21 protein-coding genes are annotated in these 16,630 nt (G+C 33.7%); 9 read left to right on the top strand and 12 right to left on the bottom strand.

Features of this window, described 5'->3' with window-relative positions; translation table 11 throughout:
• Positions 1-154 precede the first annotated feature (154 nt).
• Positions 155-1,342, top strand: a complete 1,188-nt coding sequence (locus ACX9TM_RS09265; protein ID WP_065381970.1) for a GTP-binding protein — start codon at positions 155-157, stop codon at positions 1,340-1,342.
• 35 nt (positions 1,343-1,377) lie between these two features.
• Here ACX9TM_RS09265 and ACX9TM_RS09260 read toward each other — a convergent pair whose 3' ends face one another.
• Positions 1,378-1,689 carry a DUF3784 domain-containing protein gene (locus ACX9TM_RS09260; protein ID WP_065381969.1) on the bottom strand — a complete coding sequence of 104 codons (312 nt, stop codon included), beginning with the start codon at positions 1,687-1,689 and terminating at the stop codon, positions 1,378-1,380.
• 136 nt (positions 1,690-1,825) lie between these two features.
• On the opposite strand from ACX9TM_RS09260, the gene ACX9TM_RS09255 reads away from it, so the two are divergent.
• Together ACX9TM_RS09255 and ACX9TM_RS09250 are read left to right on the top strand one after the other, a co-directional pair.
• Positions 1,826-2,791, top strand: coding sequence for a DMT family transporter (locus ACX9TM_RS09255; RefSeq protein WP_033696015.1), 966 nt, complete (start codon positions 1,826-1,828; stop codon positions 2,789-2,791).
• A 16-nt stretch (positions 2,792-2,807) separates the two neighbouring features.
• Entirely contained in the window at positions 2,808-3,479 is a 672-nt protein-coding gene (locus ACX9TM_RS09250; protein WP_002040907.1) for a GntR family transcriptional regulator, read from the top strand.
• Positions 3,480-3,535: 56 nt separating this feature from the next.
• Here ACX9TM_RS09250 and fbpA read toward each other — a convergent pair whose 3' ends face one another.
• Positions 3,536-3,706, bottom strand: coding sequence for a Fur-regulated basic protein FbpA (gene fbpA, locus ACX9TM_RS09245; protein WP_000098303.1), 171 nt, complete (start codon positions 3,704-3,706; stop codon positions 3,536-3,538).
• Between the two features lie 193 nt (positions 3,707-3,899).
• Positions 3,900-4,799 carry a cation diffusion facilitator family transporter gene (locus ACX9TM_RS09240; RefSeq protein WP_000510034.1) on the bottom strand — a complete coding sequence of 300 codons (900 nt, stop codon included), beginning with the start codon at positions 4,797-4,799 and terminating at the stop codon, positions 3,900-3,902.
• A 211-nt stretch (positions 4,800-5,010) separates the two neighbouring features.
• On the opposite strand from ACX9TM_RS09240, the gene ACX9TM_RS09235 reads away from it, so the two are divergent.
• Complete coding sequence (locus ACX9TM_RS09235) at positions 5,011-6,084, top strand: WD40/YVTN/BNR-like repeat-containing protein (RefSeq protein ID WP_000825322.1); 1,074 nt, start codon at positions 5,011-5,013, stop codon at positions 6,082-6,084.
• 41 nt (positions 6,085-6,125) lie between these two features.
• Here ACX9TM_RS09235 and ACX9TM_RS09230 read toward each other — a convergent pair whose 3' ends face one another.
• Entirely contained in the window at positions 6,126-7,232 is a 1,107-nt protein-coding gene (locus ACX9TM_RS09230; protein ID WP_000653138.1) for a DUF4179 domain-containing protein, read from the bottom strand.
• Positions 7,229-7,795, bottom strand: coding sequence for a sigma-70 family RNA polymerase sigma factor (locus ACX9TM_RS09225; protein ID WP_053564809.1), 567 nt, complete (start codon positions 7,793-7,795; stop codon positions 7,229-7,231). Before ACX9TM_RS09225 ends, ACX9TM_RS09230 begins: the two co-directional genes overlap by 4 nt.
• A 261-nt stretch (positions 7,796-8,056) precedes the next feature.
• On the opposite strand from ACX9TM_RS09225, the gene asnB reads away from it, so the two are divergent.
• A complete protein-coding gene (gene asnB / locus ACX9TM_RS09220; protein ID WP_065381968.1) occupies positions 8,057-9,880 on the top strand; it encodes an asparagine synthase (glutamine-hydrolyzing) in 1,824 nt (607 codons plus the stop codon).
• Positions 9,881-9,922: 42 nt separating this feature from the next.
• Here the strand turns inward: asnB and ACX9TM_RS09215 are convergent, their stop codons facing one another.
• On the bottom strand, positions 9,923-10,750 hold the full coding sequence (locus tag ACX9TM_RS09215; RefSeq protein WP_002040904.1) for a PP2C family serine/threonine-protein phosphatase: 828 nt from the start codon (positions 10,748-10,750) through the stop codon (positions 9,923-9,925).
• A gap of 121 nt (positions 10,751-10,871) precedes the next feature.
• On the opposite strand from ACX9TM_RS09215, the gene ACX9TM_RS09210 reads away from it, so the two are divergent.
• From ACX9TM_RS09210 to ACX9TM_RS09200, 3 genes are read left to right on the top strand one after another with little or no spacing between them, the layout of a single operon-like run.
• Positions 10,872-11,282: a MarR family winged helix-turn-helix transcriptional regulator gene (locus tag ACX9TM_RS09210; protein ID WP_000282375.1), complete on the top strand. Its 411-nt coding sequence runs from the start codon at positions 10,872-10,874 to the stop codon at positions 11,280-11,282.
• Positions 11,266-11,595 (top strand): DUF3147 family protein, encoded by a 330-nt coding sequence (locus ACX9TM_RS09205; RefSeq protein WP_000545608.1) that lies wholly within the window; start codon positions 11,266-11,268, stop codon positions 11,593-11,595. Before ACX9TM_RS09210 ends, ACX9TM_RS09205 begins: the two co-directional genes overlap by 17 nt.
• The gene (locus tag ACX9TM_RS09200) at positions 11,556-12,488 is read left to right on the top strand and encodes an alpha/beta fold hydrolase (RefSeq protein WP_060852253.1); all 933 of its coding nucleotides are present in this window, start codon (positions 11,556-11,558) and stop codon (positions 12,486-12,488) included. The genes ACX9TM_RS09205 and ACX9TM_RS09200 overlap by 40 nt, the downstream gene beginning before the upstream one ends.
• Positions 12,489-12,506: 18 nt before the next feature.
• Here the strand turns inward: ACX9TM_RS09200 and ACX9TM_RS09195 are convergent, their stop codons facing one another.
• The 5 genes from ACX9TM_RS09195 to ACX9TM_RS09175 form a co-directional block, all read right to left on the bottom strand.
• On the bottom strand, positions 12,507-12,878 hold the full coding sequence (locus ACX9TM_RS09195; RefSeq protein ID WP_000461779.1) for a hypothetical protein: 372 nt from the start codon (positions 12,876-12,878) through the stop codon (positions 12,507-12,509).
• A gap of 89 nt (positions 12,879-12,967) precedes the next feature.
• Positions 12,968-13,543, bottom strand: a complete 576-nt coding sequence (locus ACX9TM_RS09190; RefSeq protein ID WP_065381967.1) for a histidine phosphatase family protein — start codon at positions 13,541-13,543, stop codon at positions 12,968-12,970.
• A gap of 116 nt (positions 13,544-13,659) precedes the next feature.
• A complete protein-coding gene (locus ACX9TM_RS09185) occupies positions 13,660-14,751 on the bottom strand; it encodes a serine hydrolase (protein WP_065381966.1) in 1,092 nt (363 codons plus the stop codon).
• A gap of 178 nt (positions 14,752-14,929) precedes the next feature.
• A complete protein-coding gene (locus ACX9TM_RS09180) occupies positions 14,930-15,091 on the bottom strand; it encodes a hypothetical protein (protein ID WP_000108701.1) in 162 nt (53 codons plus the stop codon).
• A 65-nt stretch (positions 15,092-15,156) separates the two neighbouring features.
• Entirely contained in the window at positions 15,157-15,273 is a 117-nt protein-coding gene (locus ACX9TM_RS09175) for a hypothetical protein (RefSeq protein ID WP_001987133.1), read from the bottom strand.
• 41 nt (positions 15,274-15,314) lie between these two features.
• Between ACX9TM_RS09175 and ACX9TM_RS09170 the strand changes: the two genes are divergently transcribed.
• The gene (locus tag ACX9TM_RS09170) at positions 15,315-15,737 is read left to right on the top strand and encodes a YfmQ family protein (RefSeq protein WP_065381965.1); all 423 of its coding nucleotides are present in this window, start codon (positions 15,315-15,317) and stop codon (positions 15,735-15,737) included.
• 53 nt (positions 15,738-15,790) lie between these two features.
• Here ACX9TM_RS09170 and ACX9TM_RS09165 read toward each other — a convergent pair whose 3' ends face one another.
• Positions 15,791-16,624: a hypothetical protein gene (locus ACX9TM_RS09165; RefSeq protein ID WP_000755313.1), complete on the bottom strand. Its 834-nt coding sequence runs from the start codon at positions 16,622-16,624 to the stop codon at positions 15,791-15,793.
• Positions 16,625-16,630 lie beyond the last annotated feature (6 nt).

The following is a 16,630-nucleotide window of genomic DNA, read 5'->3' as shown; positions in this document are numbered from 1 at the left end:
AACATGTGCTTGTCCAAATGCTCCATACTACAGCACAAATTTTATAGTCTATTTCTATTCTTAAATCGTAATCATTATGATTTATTCTTGCTTTTTCTTTTCCTATCGTTTAACATAAAACGTAACCATTACGATTTAAAGGAGAGATCATTTCATGAAAAAAGTACCTATCACTGTATTAAGTGGTTTTTTAGGATCTGGAAAAACTACCTTACTACATCACATTTTGACTAATAAGAATAACTTAAAAGTAGCTGTTATCGTTAATGATATGAGCGAAGTAAACATTGATGCATCTCTTATAAAAAAGGGTGGTTTTTCACGTACGGAGGAAAAACTAGTAGAAATTCAAAATGGCTGTATTTGTTGTACACTACGAGAAGATTTAATGATAGAAGTGAATCGTCTTGTGGAAAATGGTGATATTGACTATATTATTATTGAATCTTCTGGTATAAGTGAGCCTATTCCAGTTGCTCAAACGTTTACTTATACAGACGAAGTTCTTAACATTGATTTAACGAAAAATTGTCGCCTCGATACGATGGTTACAGTTGTAGATGCAAACAGATTTTGGGATGATTTTGCAGATGGAGAAAGTTTATTAGACCGAAAACAAGCAATCGATGAGAATGATACCCGGGAAGTTATTGATTTATTAATAGATCAAATTGAGTTTGCAAACGTAATTATTCTTAATAAGATAGATTTGCTAGAAAAAGAAGATGTGATAGAGCTTCATCATTTACTAAAAAAATTAAATCCTAATGCAAAAGTTCTTGAATCTTCGTTTAGCAAAGTACCATTACAAGAAATTTTAAACACAAATCTATTTAATTATGAAGAAGCCAGTCAATCGGCCGGCTGGATACAAGAATTAAATAGTGACTATCATACACCGGAAACGGAAGAATACGGTATCAATTCCTTTGTTTACCGCCGCAAATATCCTTTCCATCCCGAGCGCCTTATGAATTGGCTAGAAAAATGGCCTTTAGATGTTGTAAGAGCGAAAGGATTCTTCTGGCTGGCATCTCGTAATAATATGATAGGGCTTCTATCTCAAGCAGGTTCCTCTATTACAATTCAAGAAGCCGGTGAATGGATAGCCGCATTACCTGAAACTGAAAGAAATCAAATGATCGCAGAAGAACCAGAAGTATTAAAAAACTGGGACGAGCGATATGGAGATCGAATAACTGAGCTCGTATTTATCGGTATTGATATGAATCGTTCTGTAATTGAACAATCATTAGATGATTGTCTATTAACAGAAAAGGAAATGGGACAAAAGTGGAATACATTTATTGATCCTATCCCGGCTTTTACTTATACTTCATAATAATTAATAAAAGGCTTCAGTAGAATGAAGCCTTTTTACTTTATAGCACTCTTATTTAATAGGTTTGCTTTAATTATAAATACAATTGTACCTAAAACAATTAATATAGCATATACGATACCAACTACATCCCCTATTTTTTCTAAGCCAAGCGGTAATATTATAGTAGCAACTCCAACTATATAAGAAAATGCTCCTGAAAGCTTCGCTAATTTATTTTTATCTCCAACAAACGTTTCTTCTTGATATCCTACTAACAAAAACAACCTCTTTTTCACATGTATTTGATACCCTAAAAAAATGATAAGTAACCCAACAAATAAACAAACTAAAAATCCAGCTAACATATACTCCCCCTCCTCTACAATATTTTACTATACATAAAAAATAAAATTAGAAATTTCAGTTTATTAACGAGTTATTCTGTGATATATTGCATATTGTATTCAATTTATATTTTTAGAAAGGAGAATTTTAAATCATATGGATTCAAATCGATTAAAAGGAATTATAATGGTCATAATCGGTGCTTGTTTATGGGGCTTGTCTGGTACAGCTGCACAACAGCTTTTTCAATATGACAATGTTTCAACCGAATGGTTAGTTACGATCCGTTTACTTATATCTGGAATTATTTTGCTCATTATTTCCTCATTCGGAACGAGAAAAAAAGAGATATTTGGCATTTGGAAACAAAAATCTGATGCTATTAAAATGATTTTGTTTGGTCTATTCGGTATGCTTGCTGTACAGTATACGTATTTCGCTTCAATTAAAGAGGGAAATGCTGCCGTGGCAACATTATTACAATATTTAGCTCCTATATTCATCACTGTATACTTACTTTTCAAATGGAACGTTCGTCCATCAAAAATTGATTTCATTTCAATTACCCTTTCATTAGCAGGCACTTTTCTCTTACTAACAAACGGGTCTGTTCATAACTTGGCTGTTTCTACACCAGCTATTATTTGGGGTATTTTATCTGGATTATCTCTCGCTTTTTATAGTTTATATTCAAAGGAATTGTTAGAAAAATGGTCTTCCTCCGTTATCGTTGGATGGGGCATGATTATTGGGGGTATTGGTGTAACGATTGTACACTTTATTTCTACAAACGAATTCATTTTATTATCAACTATGAAATATGTAAAACTAAGTACCCTACCGCTCATCACATTTGTCGTCATTTTCGGGACACTTATTGCCTTTTATTTATACTTAGACAGCATACGATACCTGACTCCGAAAGAAACAACATTATTTGGTTGCACAGAACCACTCGCAGCTATTATTTCTTCTGTACTTATATTGCACGTGCCATTTCAATCTTTTCAGTTATTAGGCGCTTTTTGTGTCATTGTAATGGTGCTCATCTTAAGCCAAAAGCCGGATGAAGGGAAACAAAAATTAAAGCTTGTTCATGCAAAAAAGGAAAATATACAATGAAAGGATTGAATTCACTATGCCTGTCCCTCAAAATTATAAAAAACCAGGAAGAATTTCAGCAAAATCACTCGTTTTAAATCAACTACAAAATTGGATTATTGAAGGTGTACTGAAGCCCAATGAAAAAATTAATGATGGGGAATTGGCTGAGGCACTAGGAGTAAGCAGAACACCTGTAAGAGAAGCACTTCAAATATTAGAGCTTTCTGGATTAGTGGAAATGGTACCAGGGCAAAAAACAAAAATTGCTCCTATTAAGTTAGACGACGTATCTATCATTTATGAAACGATGGCTGGTCTTCACTCTATTATAGGAAAGCAAGCTCTTCAAAACATTACAGACGCTGATATTCAAATACTTTCTGAAATAAATGATCATTTTCAGCACTCTATAGAGAAAAAAAACGCAAAACAAGCTTTAAAATTAGATATACAATTCCACAATACAATTTCTTCTATTGCTAAAAACCAATATATTGAACCCTTTCTAGAAAATATGCAACTTCACGTTTTACGTCTTGAATATTTGTTTTTCCAAAACTTTGTTCCAGCAAGTCAATCTATTGAAGAACATCACTCTATCATTCAAGCATTACAGAAGCAGGACGAAAAACAAATGGAACAAATAATGACCCAAAACTGGCTCCGTCCCATGAAAGAAATACAAAAAATAATTTCTACGAAATAAAAGGAGAGCTGGTTACACAAAATCGTAACCAGCTCTCCTTTGACTAATCTATATAGCTATGCCTGAACATTTGCATAATCTTCCATATCTTCGTACTCTTTTTCCAATTCCTCTAAAGACAGCTCGTATAATTGTCGGTCGCGAATCTTAAACACACCTGCTCCAATTAACTCATCAATTAAATGCCTCTTACGATTTTCAACAGCAAAACGGAGTTGACTACTCATCTTTTAAAAAACTCCTTTCTACGATCATTGAAAATGATAATCTTTATCAATTACCACTTTTGATTATAAAAGATGACTCTTTATAAGTAAAGTAATTTCATGAAATATTTACCTTGCAAAGTATTTGTGGCCACATTATATATATGTATGCCGTGCGAAAAATGTTATGACACTTTTTCTTATCCTTTTTCTTTCATACTTTGCAAGTTGTCTCATCGTGATGAAATTCACCATCTATTTCTACTTGAATGGTGACATGTTCTACATGAAATTTCTCCTTTAATACATACGTAGCCTCTTTTAATACACTTTGCGTTTCATTCCCTTTAATAATAAGATGACATGTTAATACTTGAAAATCTGATGTGACAGACCATATGTGCAAATCATGAACTTCTTTGACAATCGGAATATTTAATAACGTACTTTTTACCTCTTCAACATTTATGTGCTGTGGTGCACCTTCCATTAATATATGAACCGTATCACGTGTTACACGCCATCCACTAATAATGACTAAAATAGACACAAGAATACTAGCAATCGCATCTGCAGCAGTCCATCCGAAAAATTTAATAAGTAACGCAGCAATAATCGCTCCGACGGAACCCAATAGATCGCCTAGTACGTGCAGGAAAGCACTTCTTAAATTCAAATTACCTTTCACATCTCCGCCTCTCATTAATATCCAAGCTGATAAAATATTAATAAGCAGACCAAGGACTGCAATAATGAGCATCCCATTACTAGCAATCTCAACTGGTTCTTTAAAACGACGGATTGCTTCAATAAAAATGTATACCGAAATGACAATAAGAACGACACCGTTACATAATGCTGCTAACATTTCGACTCGCTTATACCCGTATGTTTTCGCAGTTGTTGCTGTTTTTTCTCCGAGCTTAAACGCAAGTAAACTTAAAGCTAAAGATACTGCATCACTTAGCATATGCCCCGCGTCAGATAGTAGTGCTAAGCTATTTGTTACAAAGCCACCAACAACTTCTGCAATCATAAAACTTGTTGTTAGTAGGAAGGCAATTAGTAATGCCTTTTTATTTTTTGAATGACCATGATCATGCGAATGTCCCATACTTATACTCCTTTAAGTACAATATCTGTATGTTAGTATGAAACAAACTCCCCATCTTTATCCCGAATCAACTGATTGTAAACGCCCGCTTCCTCTGTATACACACTTCGCTACTTTTTAGACAATCCCTTTTTCTCAAATAAAACAAGACTACTTCTTTTTTATTTTCATATTGTTTACTAATGAAAGACTTTTTAAGGAGGTTACTAAAATGAAACGTTTATTTCTCTGTATGGAACGTGAACTTGTTGTAGTTAAAGAACAATATGATAACTATGAAACGACTTACCACTTACAAAATATGCAACCTACCTGTATTGCTGTTGATCCGTTCCGCCCAAACCGTGTATATTGCGGAACATTTGGACGAGGTCTATGGTTAAGCGACGATAGCGGGGATTCATGGAGACCCATTGGAGATTCTTATCGTTACTTTGATTTCCCTAAAGAAGATGGTATTTTGCACTCCTCTATCACTTCCATAACAATAAGCTCAAATGAACAAGTGAACGGATATGGGGTCGTTTATGTCGGCACAGAACCGAGCGCTTTATTTCGCTCTGAAAATGGTGGTGAAACGTGGACTGAACTTAAAAATATGAAATCATTATTATCTTCTTATACGTGGGCTTTCCCGCCTAGACCTTTTACCCATCACGTACGCTGGATTACAGTTGATCCAAACAACCCTAATACAATACACGTTTCAATCGAAGCTGGTGCTGTTATTCAAAGTAATGATAAAGGGCATACATGGATTGATAAAAAATTCGGTGCTCCTATCGATGCTCATCAATTACTTATGCACCCTGAAGCACCAAATCGTCTTTATGCATCATGTGGTGACGGATTTATGGGCGGACCTGATCGTGCATATCTTGAAAGTTATAACAATGGAAACAGCTGGATCTCATGTAGTGAAGGACTTGAACATCATTATTTATACAGCATGGCAATTGATCCAGCTGATTGTGATACGATTCTCGTTTCTGCCGCGCCAAGTGCTGATCTCGCTCATCACCGTATCCCTTATGAATCTTATATTTATCGAAAAACGAAAGATACTCCTTTCCAGCAAGTACAACAAGGACTACCATCTGCAATCGGTACAGTCATTTCGATGTTTGCTACAAACGAAGCCGAACCACATACGTTCTACACGTTAAATAACAATGGCGTCTTTCAATCCAATGATAGCGGCGAATCGTGGGAACAACTAAATATTCCGTGGAAAGATGAATATAAAACGCAGCATCCGCATGCATTGCTCGTTACTAGTTCTTAACGAAAAAGAGACTGCCTAAATGGTTTTAGGCAGTCTCTCTTTTATTTCTTTAAATCAATGACGATATCATCTAACACAATATCTTTACTCTTCGCTTCTTTTTTCGGCACTTCTATTTTCTTCTCTTTTCCATTCACATACTCTACTCCACCATGATTTTCAGGTGTATGAACTCGCAAGTGTACACGAGGTGTAACGATAAGCTTTGTTGCATTTTCGTTTAACTTTTGGAATGTAGAACTCCAACTACTTTTGTGCGGTTCTGCTACTGTACTAGTTCCGCCATTTCCTTCACCAGCATATTTATTTCCTAAATCATCTTTTATTTCTAATTCCACATCAGCGCTATCCCATATACTTCTTAATACTTTAGATTCTTCCTGATTGAAAAAAACGATAAATGACATCGGAGTTACTTCCATTTTGTCTATATTTACTTTTATTAATTCATTTTCAGAAACCCTATTAACCTTTACTTCTTTACTCTCCATTGCTTTTAAACTAAGTGCGAAGTTCCAATTCCCCTTAATTGAATTACCTTTATAATCCAACTCAATCTCTTCCATATTCCACCAAACGTTTGCAACATCTAACCTTTTACTACTATTACCACTCATCGTAGTCATACCTACGTACTTTTTCTCTCCAACTTTTGTTACTTGAGAGCTTCCTCCCCCGCCATTAAACCCCATCACCTGCGGATATCCAAATATATTTGGCTTCTCACCTAAATCTTTATCACTCTCAATAGAGTATGTGATTGTGATTGTTCTACCATCGAACACAGCATCATTAATTGTAACCTTAACCCCATTACTCTCTCTCGTCATATTCAACTCAGTCGAAAATTCTTTATAATTTTCATATAACCCTGTTCTACCATTATCTAATAATCGGAATATGTCACCGACAATTGGCAATCCACCCGCATATGTAGGAAATCCGATACCGAGTGTTGCAACTGATAATCCTACTAAAATAGATGCAGCAGCCACACCTTTTTTCCAACTTTTCATCTTTTTCTTCGTACGTATCGATTGTTTTACATTTCGTTTTACTTTTTCCTTTTCAATTTCAGAAGCCTCAATTTCTTCTAGTTCTTTTTCGTCTATATCAATATCATTTAATAGTTCATAAATGTCTTTCATATTGCACTACCTCCAAAACTAATATTCGTAGCATTTTGTTGTAGTTTCTTTTTCCCACGGTACACTCGATTATCAATTGCTGCCCGAGTTAATCCTAACTTGTCACCTATTTCCTCTGTCTTCATACCAAATAAATATTTCATAATGAACACCTTTTGATCTAGCGGTTCTAATTGATTAATGAGCTTCAATAATTCTTCCCTATCTTCCATAACGATTAATTCGTCTTCTGCTGATTTTTCTGTACTAATATGAAACTCATCTGAAATGATTTCTACCGTTTTAGTCGATTTCCGGTAATAATCAATTGCTTTAAACTTTGCAATCGCTGCAATCCACTTTTTAAAATCACTCGGCTCTCCATGAAATTTATTTGCGTTATTCCAAATGGAAAGAAATATATCGTTTATACATTCCTCTATGAGTCCATCATTTTGAATGGGAAGTAGAACTTTATGCGTGATCCCCTTTATGAGTGGTAAATATGTATCGACAACAAATTCTAACGCGTCTTCTTTTTGCCGCTGTAATCTTTTTATAAAATTTTTCTCATTTGATTTCATGTAGCGATTCCCCTTATTGTTTTGTAAAAGCTTTTACACCCTATATAACGTCTGAGAAAATTTTTTCTCTCATCTTTTTATTTTTTGTATGTAATGGAATACTTTCCCTTAGCCATTGTCTCACATAACTATGCGTTCAAAGAAAATTTTCTCAAGTCTGTAATTTAATTCATGTAGTACACTATTTATATAGTCACTTTTTAACTTAGTGTACATTTTATTTCGTTAATCTACTATTTTAATTTAGGAGATGAGATGTGTATGTGTGGAATTACAGGTTGGGTAGATTGGAAGGAAGACCTTTCAAATCAACATGTTATTTTAAAAAATATGGCAAATAGTATTGAGCATCGTGGTCCAGATGCTGAAGGATTTTGGTTTTCACCTCATGCGGCCTTTGCACACCGGCGTTTAATTGTAATTGATCCAGAAGGCGGGACACAGCCGAAGACATTCCGTGCTGGTGATTATACGTATGCTCTTACCTATAATGGAGAAATTTATAATTTCCGTGAACTTAAAGAGCAGCTTCAAAAATGTGGGCATGCATTTGAAACCCATTCAGATACAGAAGTATTACTACATGCTTATTTAGAATGGAAAGAAGACTGCGTGCGATATTTAAACGGAATTTTCGCTTTTGCCTTATGGGATGATCAGAAGCAACAATTGTTTTTAGCACGAGATCATTTAGGTGTAAAACCACTCTTTTACACAGAAAGAAATGACAGTATTATTTTCGGCTCTGAAATTAAAGCATTATTAGCGCATCCATCTGTCCCTGCTGAACTTGATGCGGGTGGAATAAATGAAATATTTGGATTAGGCTTATTTCGCACTCCAGGATGTGGCGTCTTTAAACATATTCAAGAAGTACGTGCTGGACATTCTATAACATTTACACGTCATAAAAAAGTAGTTACGAAGTATTGGAATTTAGAAAGTAAGTTCCATACAGACTCTATAGAAGATACATCTTCGCATATTTTATCTATTTTACAAGATACAGTAAAAAGACAATTAATTGCCGATGTTCCTCTCGTTTGTATGTTATCAGGCGGATTAGACTCTAGCGGTATTACTGCACTTGCGGGTAAAGAATTTGCTGCGGAAAATAAAACACTTCATACGTATTCCGTTGACTTTGTAAATAGTGCAAAAGATTTCGAGCTGACATTTGCTCGCACTGGTTTAGACGCTCCTTGGGTAAAACGCGTTTCTGAACATGTAGGGACAGCGCATCATGATATTATTGTGAATGCTGAAGAATTAGCAAATCACTTATTCGTTCCCCTTCATGCGAAAGATTTACCGAGTGCTGGTGAAATGGAAACTTCACTATATTTACTATTTTGCGAAATGAAAAAAGATGCGACCGTAGCTTTATCCGGTGAATCGGCTGATGAAGTATTCGGTGGATACCCTTGGTTTCATCAAGAAGAATTACTATATGTAGATAAGTTTCCTTGGCTAACAAATTGGAAAAATACATCTCCTCTTCTACTAAATGAAGTAAGTAACCAATGTAATCTAGAAAACTATATTGATACACGATTCCAAGAAGCGATACTTGAAGTACCTACTCTTGAAGGGGAAAGTAAAAAATCCGCGAAACAACGCCAAATGTTTTATTTATTTTTAACACGATTCCTTCCTTTCTTACTTGACCGTAAAGATCGTATGAGTATGGCTGTTGGATTTGAAGTTCGTGTACCGTTTTGCGATTATAGATTAGTTGAATATTTATGGAATGTTCCTTTCAACATAAAAAGTATTGATAATATTGAAAAAGGCATTTTACGTAGAGCACTACAACCAGCTTTACCTGACGATGTACGTAATAGAAGAAAAAGCGCTTATCCAACTTCACAAGATCCACACTACTTACAAACAATCCGTAATTTAACACTTGATATGTGTAGCAATAAAAACAATCCTATTTTCTCACTTATTAACCATTCCATCTTACTTTCAATTGCTGATCAAAGTAATAAAGAGATTAACAATTTTGAAGCAAGAAGTGCCATGGAGTATATGCTACAAGTAAATGAATGGTTAAAAACATATCACATCCATATTGCTTAACAAAAAGGAGTTCAAGGATAAAAACCTTGAACTCCTTTTATATTAATTAGCACATTGTTTATTATCAGTATCAATAGACCATCCAATAATCGTGGCACAGTCTCTACCTTTCCACTGCAGTACATTTGTTAATACGGGCTCAATCTGCAAGCTATTTCCGTCGTGTAATATTTCTACTAAAGATTGATCATCATCAAACCTTCGTTTGTCACACTCTAAAATACCGTCCGTTGCCATTACAATGTGATTCATTCCTTTTTCTAATCCTCTTACACCTGACGTAAAGCAAGGTGTATTTGCTGCAAAAATATTTTTCCTGCCAATATATTCGTAATTCTTCCGTTTATTTAATCGTCCTTTTCCATTTTTCGTTTTCTCAGAATGGAATAAATACGCGAAACAATCACCAACTGATAACCAATATAAAAATTCGCCTTTTCGTAAACAAATTAAGCAAGCGAGTTCCTCATCATCTTGATCACACTTTTTAATAAATAACTCATCTGTAAATAACGCTAATAAGTACATATGTGTATGATGGAAAGCTAAATGTATTGGATATGAGAATAACTCTTTTAGTTTTTCTTTTCTTTCCGAAATCGCTTCTATTATATAATCTATATTTTTTGTTTTGTGATGTGTATCAAAAATCATAACAAATTCAAATTGTAATTCAGGATCCCACCAAGCCAGCACCGCATCTCCTCGTTCATATGCATCACTCTCTTGATTTCCCCCATATACGCCGACTGAAAGAGGACCACATTTTTCAACATGTATTTCATCTACATACATCTGTTCATGACTAATCCATTTGAATGTATTCACAGCTATCATCCTCTCTCTTGCTAAATGTATACCTTTACACATAGATTACCTTATATTTCAATAAAAATAAACTTTTTCAACATTTTTTATCCAAATAAAAGGGTTTTATTTCTGAAATCACGAATATATCTTACTATATGATATAAAAAGGAGATTTATTATTATGTACAACATTAATCAACATTGGGAGAGCATTTATTATCACTTACGATACGAATACGAGGACAACCTTTCCCACCAAGCAATTCGTATTTTACAAATCGTTTCTCGTGAGAAAGATATAACAATTGGAAAAGTCGCTACTGAGCTTAGTCTTTCTCATAACACAGCATCTGAACATATAAAACGCCTTATTCAAAAGGGTTTCATCGTTAAAGAGAGAAATAAAAAAGATGAAAGAGTGGTAAACCTTACATTAACAATTGAAGGAATTGAAGTATTAGAAAAACATATTTTACTAGATAAAGAAAAGATAAAAATATTAGAATCACAGTTATCAACAGAAGAACAACAATTAATTGAAAAAGCATTTTCCTTATTAGCGAAGGAGGCAAAATATGCATTTCCTCGTTAAAATAATCGTTTCGGCACTTATTATCGGCGTTATCACTGAAGTCGCTAAACATTACAGTACGATAGGTGGCTTTATTGCTGCCCTTCCTCTCGTGAGTTTACTTAGTTTATTTTGGATTTCATTCGAAGGCGGAAATAAACAAGAATTGAGTCAATTTGCTTTAGGGGTATTATATGGATTCCCCGCATCAGCACTACTATTATTTATTGTCTATATTGGTTTAAAAAATTCATTTACACTTAGTACATCTGTCCTACTTGGTATAGGTGTTTGGTGTATCGTTTTTGCTTGTCAAAAATTATTTCAAGCTTAGGAGGAATTAACATTCATAAATTTGTAGAAATAATGGGGCAAAATATAGAAGTACATATAAAAGGAGATGGTAAACAAACTGTAGTCATTCAAACCGGAATGACTTGCTCATTTTATGATTGGTTTCCTATTATAGAAAAGCTTTCAGAGCACTTTACAGTTGTTTCATACCATCGCCCAGGTTACGGAAAAAGTGATTTAGGCAATCAGCCGCGTACAATAAGGCAAGTTACAAAAGAGCTACATATGTTACTAAACAAACTAGCTATTCAAGAACCATTTATTCTAATCGGTCATTCCTATGGAGGATTATGTGCACAACATTTTGCGATGTTACATGAAGATAAGCTGCAAGCACTTATTTTAGTTGATTCTACTTCGATGAACTTACACCGTTTAGATGAACTTCATTTACCAATTTCTGATCAAACTGATTCTGATGATGTTTGGTTTCAAAAATATAATATGTATTCAAAAATGGATGTAGACATACTTTATAACGAACTAAAACCTATTCTCACCGATCAATCAAAACAGCAAATTGAATTCTCTACCTCGCCTTCATTATATAAAGCGACAGCTTCTGAACTATCGGAGTGGAAAAACTGTGCTCTCTCACTAAAAGAGCTATGTAAAACATTAGAAATACCATTAATCGTTATCGGTAGAGATCCTCAATATTCTATTACTCAATTGACTAATGGTGGCATGCCAAAAGAGGAAGCAACACAACTTGAAGCAATGTGGCAAGAACTAATTCACGAACAATTACACCTCTCAACTAACAGCCAATATATTCTTGCCGAACATGCTAGTCACGGTATAGAAAATGATCGACCAGATATTATTATTGAGGCGATTCATTTCTTACAAATAAAAAAAGGAAGCAACTAAAGCTGCTTCCTTACTTATCTATTCATAATCTTCTTCATCATCGATTTCTTCGTAATATGAACTTCCATTACTTACATATATAGGGCCATTCGCAACATCAATACGTAGTACCCACGCCCATGGCACAGCTAAACGTTTATGTATCGCTCGCCAAAAGCTCATTGATTTTCTTTCGTACTCCTGGAACTCCTGAAGTAACTCTTTGTAGGAGGAACCGTCTAACTGAATATTTGCTTCTAACAAACGAGAATGGGCATAGTACTGTAACTCTAGTTCAGCAGCAATTTCCATTTCTTCTTCCGTTGCCATACCAATGATTGTTCCATCTTCTGGTGCAATTTCATATACGTTTTGAACTTCAATAAGCCCTTCTTTCTCTTTCTCAAACATGTAAACAGCCTCCTTTAACATATATTTTTTATGTTACAAAGTCATACTTCTACAATAACTTCTCTCTTTCCTCTTTTTTTGATAAACTTTTACAAAATATTTAACCGATGACCTGTTTTCTCTATTCTTTCAGCAGAAATGAAACGATTTTTATCAAAATTTAATTTATACACATCAGGCATATGAAGTGTTTTCCAAAACTCCAAATCATATTTCGAATTAAAATAATTCATTAGTAATACCATAATATTTCCATGCGTACCTATTACAATATTCTTACCTTCATATTTTTTTAATATATTTTGTATACATATTACAGCGCGCCTTTGTGCGATATCATTCGATTCTCCACCTTCGTATGCAAAACCCCAATCTTCCCACACATTCTGCATAGCATCATTAAAATTTGATACCGGCTCTGTGCTCAATAATCTTTCACGCAAATCTTCTTCTGTTTGTATTGATAATTTATATGTATTCGCAATTCCTTGTACAGTTTGGATTGCTCTTTTGTACGGACTAGAAATAACAACATCAATATGTTTATCTTTTAATAAATGTGTTACATTTTCTGCATCACAGTGCCCTTTTTCAGATAAAGGTCGTTCCCGTTTTTCTTTTGTATATGTAGAATGGGCATGGCGAACGAAATATATTGTTGTCATTTTTTAACCTCCAATCTTATTTTCCATCTATATTCAATAATAAGATTGGAAAATCCTGTATTACAAAAGAGCACTTTTCATAAGTGCCCCTTTGTTTACATAATAAAATTATTTCATTATAATTCATTTCTGAATTCCTCACTTATGACAATATCTCGAATAAAGTAATCCATATTACTTAGAAGTTTTTCAAATGCTTTTTCACTCAAATTGTTCATCATAAAGACAATCTCAATCTTATTCCCTTTTTTATCAGTACCATAGAAACTATTTGTTAATACAAATGCCGTAGAACCACCTTTCTGTCCAGCAAATTCGAATATACCCTCTCCTACGGTTCCTTTAAATATATTCTCAATCTCACCTTGCATTTGTGGTGTAAAATAATTTCTGCTATTTATCTTTTCCAGTAAACTCATGTAATCCTTTGCATTTGCACCTATAAACCGATCTGACCAAATACGCTGAAAGTCCATATCGGCTTTTAAAGATATCTCGCGTTTTGTCCATTCTTTCTCGTCTTTCATCCATTCATGTATTTGCCATACATGCTTAACATATTCATCATTAGACATATTACGTAGCTTGTCCAATGCTTTATTTTGAGGAATATGCAGTTCTTTTTCAACATAGCCCCTCATATATAATGCCCCTGTATACGTTGGATAAAATTCATCGTGACTATTTAAGCCTAACTCTTTCAAACTTTCATTTATCCGCGCTGCTCCAAGCTTGTCCAATAAATATGATGCATTCGCATTCGAACTATAATGGATCATTCCTTTCACTACTTCTTCTAAAGAAGTTTGACCACCCTTCACTAACTCTTTACCTTTTACATCATCTAGCCATGCAGGGTGTGCACCACCATCAGTATTTTTCACATAGTATTTTTCTAATTCTTTCAATGAAATTTTCTCGTCTTTTCTTATTTTCCCTTCAGCTACTTGCTTAGCATATTCAATTGCTATAACGATTTTCGACATACTTGCTAGCGGTAATTTTTCTTTTTCATTTATTGATGTCAATGTTTCACCATTTCTTTTAACAATTAAAGAAGTTGTTTTATCATCCTTATGTTCTTTTATGTAATTTAGCACATAATTAGAGTCTTCTTTGGAATTGACATATTCCTTCACTGAAAAGAAAGCTATACAGCCTACTATAGTAATTCCAGCTATAATTCCAACAACTTTTAATCCCCTCATGATACTCCCCCTAAAATAAACATATTATATATTATACTAAATAAATTTCCCTTTTTAAGTAATAATTAGATTATTTATACAAAAATACTTCTTTTCTTAAACAACAAAAAAAACATGCCTTCATTAGGAAAGCACGTTTTGTGATATTCTTCACATTGTTTAGTTAAAAAATAAATGTTTACTTACCATGATGTAACATTAAATCACTAAGTTCTTCTTCAATGTGATTTAATTTCGCAACGCCTTCTTTCCATTTATGAATATAACGTGAAACCCCAACGAAAAACAAAACAATAATTGTGGAAAGAATAATACCATATACGATTGCTACAGTACTCATAGTTACACTTCCTTATAATTAGTAATGTGGTTATTAGTTATATTTTTATTATAAACCTTTTTCTTTTAAAATACTTCGATTTCAACTTTTTGTAACAAAATTGATTTTTCTAACATTTCGTTCGTGAAAATGGCATATTTTTCACAAATTATACAAAACTTCACCATATGTACTATTACCATATGAGTTATATTATTAAATAGAATAAAGGGGATGATATACTATGACGACTTGGTTTATTGTAATGTTAGTTGTATTTGGAGCATTTAAAATTATCGTTTCTAGCCTTCCTAACACTGTTATTGAATCCATTATTAGCAAGTACGAAACACATCCACAACTTGAAGAAGAGAATGTGACTATTGCAATTCACGGAAATAACGTAGAAGGCGAACAGAAATCAAAAATTATTCATGATTTTAACGAAGGTTTATTTTTAGATCGCTATTATGCACCACCACACAATGAGGGTACGCCTTTAATTATCAATGCAAAACGTGGCAAAAAAGATTTCACATTTTATATTTATAGTCACGAGGAGCATGTTGATGTTGTAAAACAATATAAAAAGAAGGTAGTTGCTTATAGTTTACGCTCTAAAAACCTTCAAAATAGTGATATGTTCGTGTCAGCTGACTTAGCTTAATACTCATATATTTGAAAAAGGAATCCACGAAATATGGATTCCTTTTTTCTCATTTACTGAAAAATAAGCTCTGTCTTCAAACTATCTTTCGGTAACAACCAGCCTTTTTTCTCTAAACTCGCCATTAATAATTCCCTTTGTTTTGTCGCAATACTTTCTTCATTTGTTTTAAATGACACTTCTATTACGAAGTCATCTTCTAATTTTCCTATATTACTTAATGGCCAAATTTCAATATTTGCTTTTATGTTTTCAAACTCTCCTGTATATCGTTTCATTAATACAGGACCGTAAATACGGGAATTTTTTAACATCTCTTCTCCCCAATTTGTATACAACCACTTGTTCATTTTCCCTGGTAATTTTTCTATTAACATGTTTTGAGCAGCTTGTTTATTTGGTAAATCAAGTATTCCATATCCTTTAGCACTGTAACTTTTCTTATTTGAAATGCTTAATGTTTTCTTCTCAAATCCCCAATCTATTTCCGCCTCATAACTATCCGTATTACTATCGAATCCTTCTTTTTTAGCTACTTCTAGTGCATCTTGAATTACACCATTTGGAATAGGATATCTTTTTTTATATGTTAGTTCAAAATCTTTACTAAATTCTTTCTTTCGAATTCTAGCAAACCAACCTTCCTCGCTTAAACTTTTATTCGCAGTATCTAAAAATTGCACTTGTATTCTTTCATATTTTGTACCAGCCTGGAAATGTTCTAACACCTCTTGCTTCATCTCTTTGTTATCACCTAATACTTGTTCTGGCTTCAATAATAACTTTACTTCAAAACTAGGTTTCATTGGACTAGCAGCAAACCCTTCCTTAACGTTATAAAGGAAACAACAAAAGAAAATGCTTACGAATACAAATACTTTTTTCATATACCT

This window comes from Bacillus sp. LH1, assembly GCF_057924895.1.
This window is presented reverse-complemented; position numbering and strand designations above follow the sequence as displayed.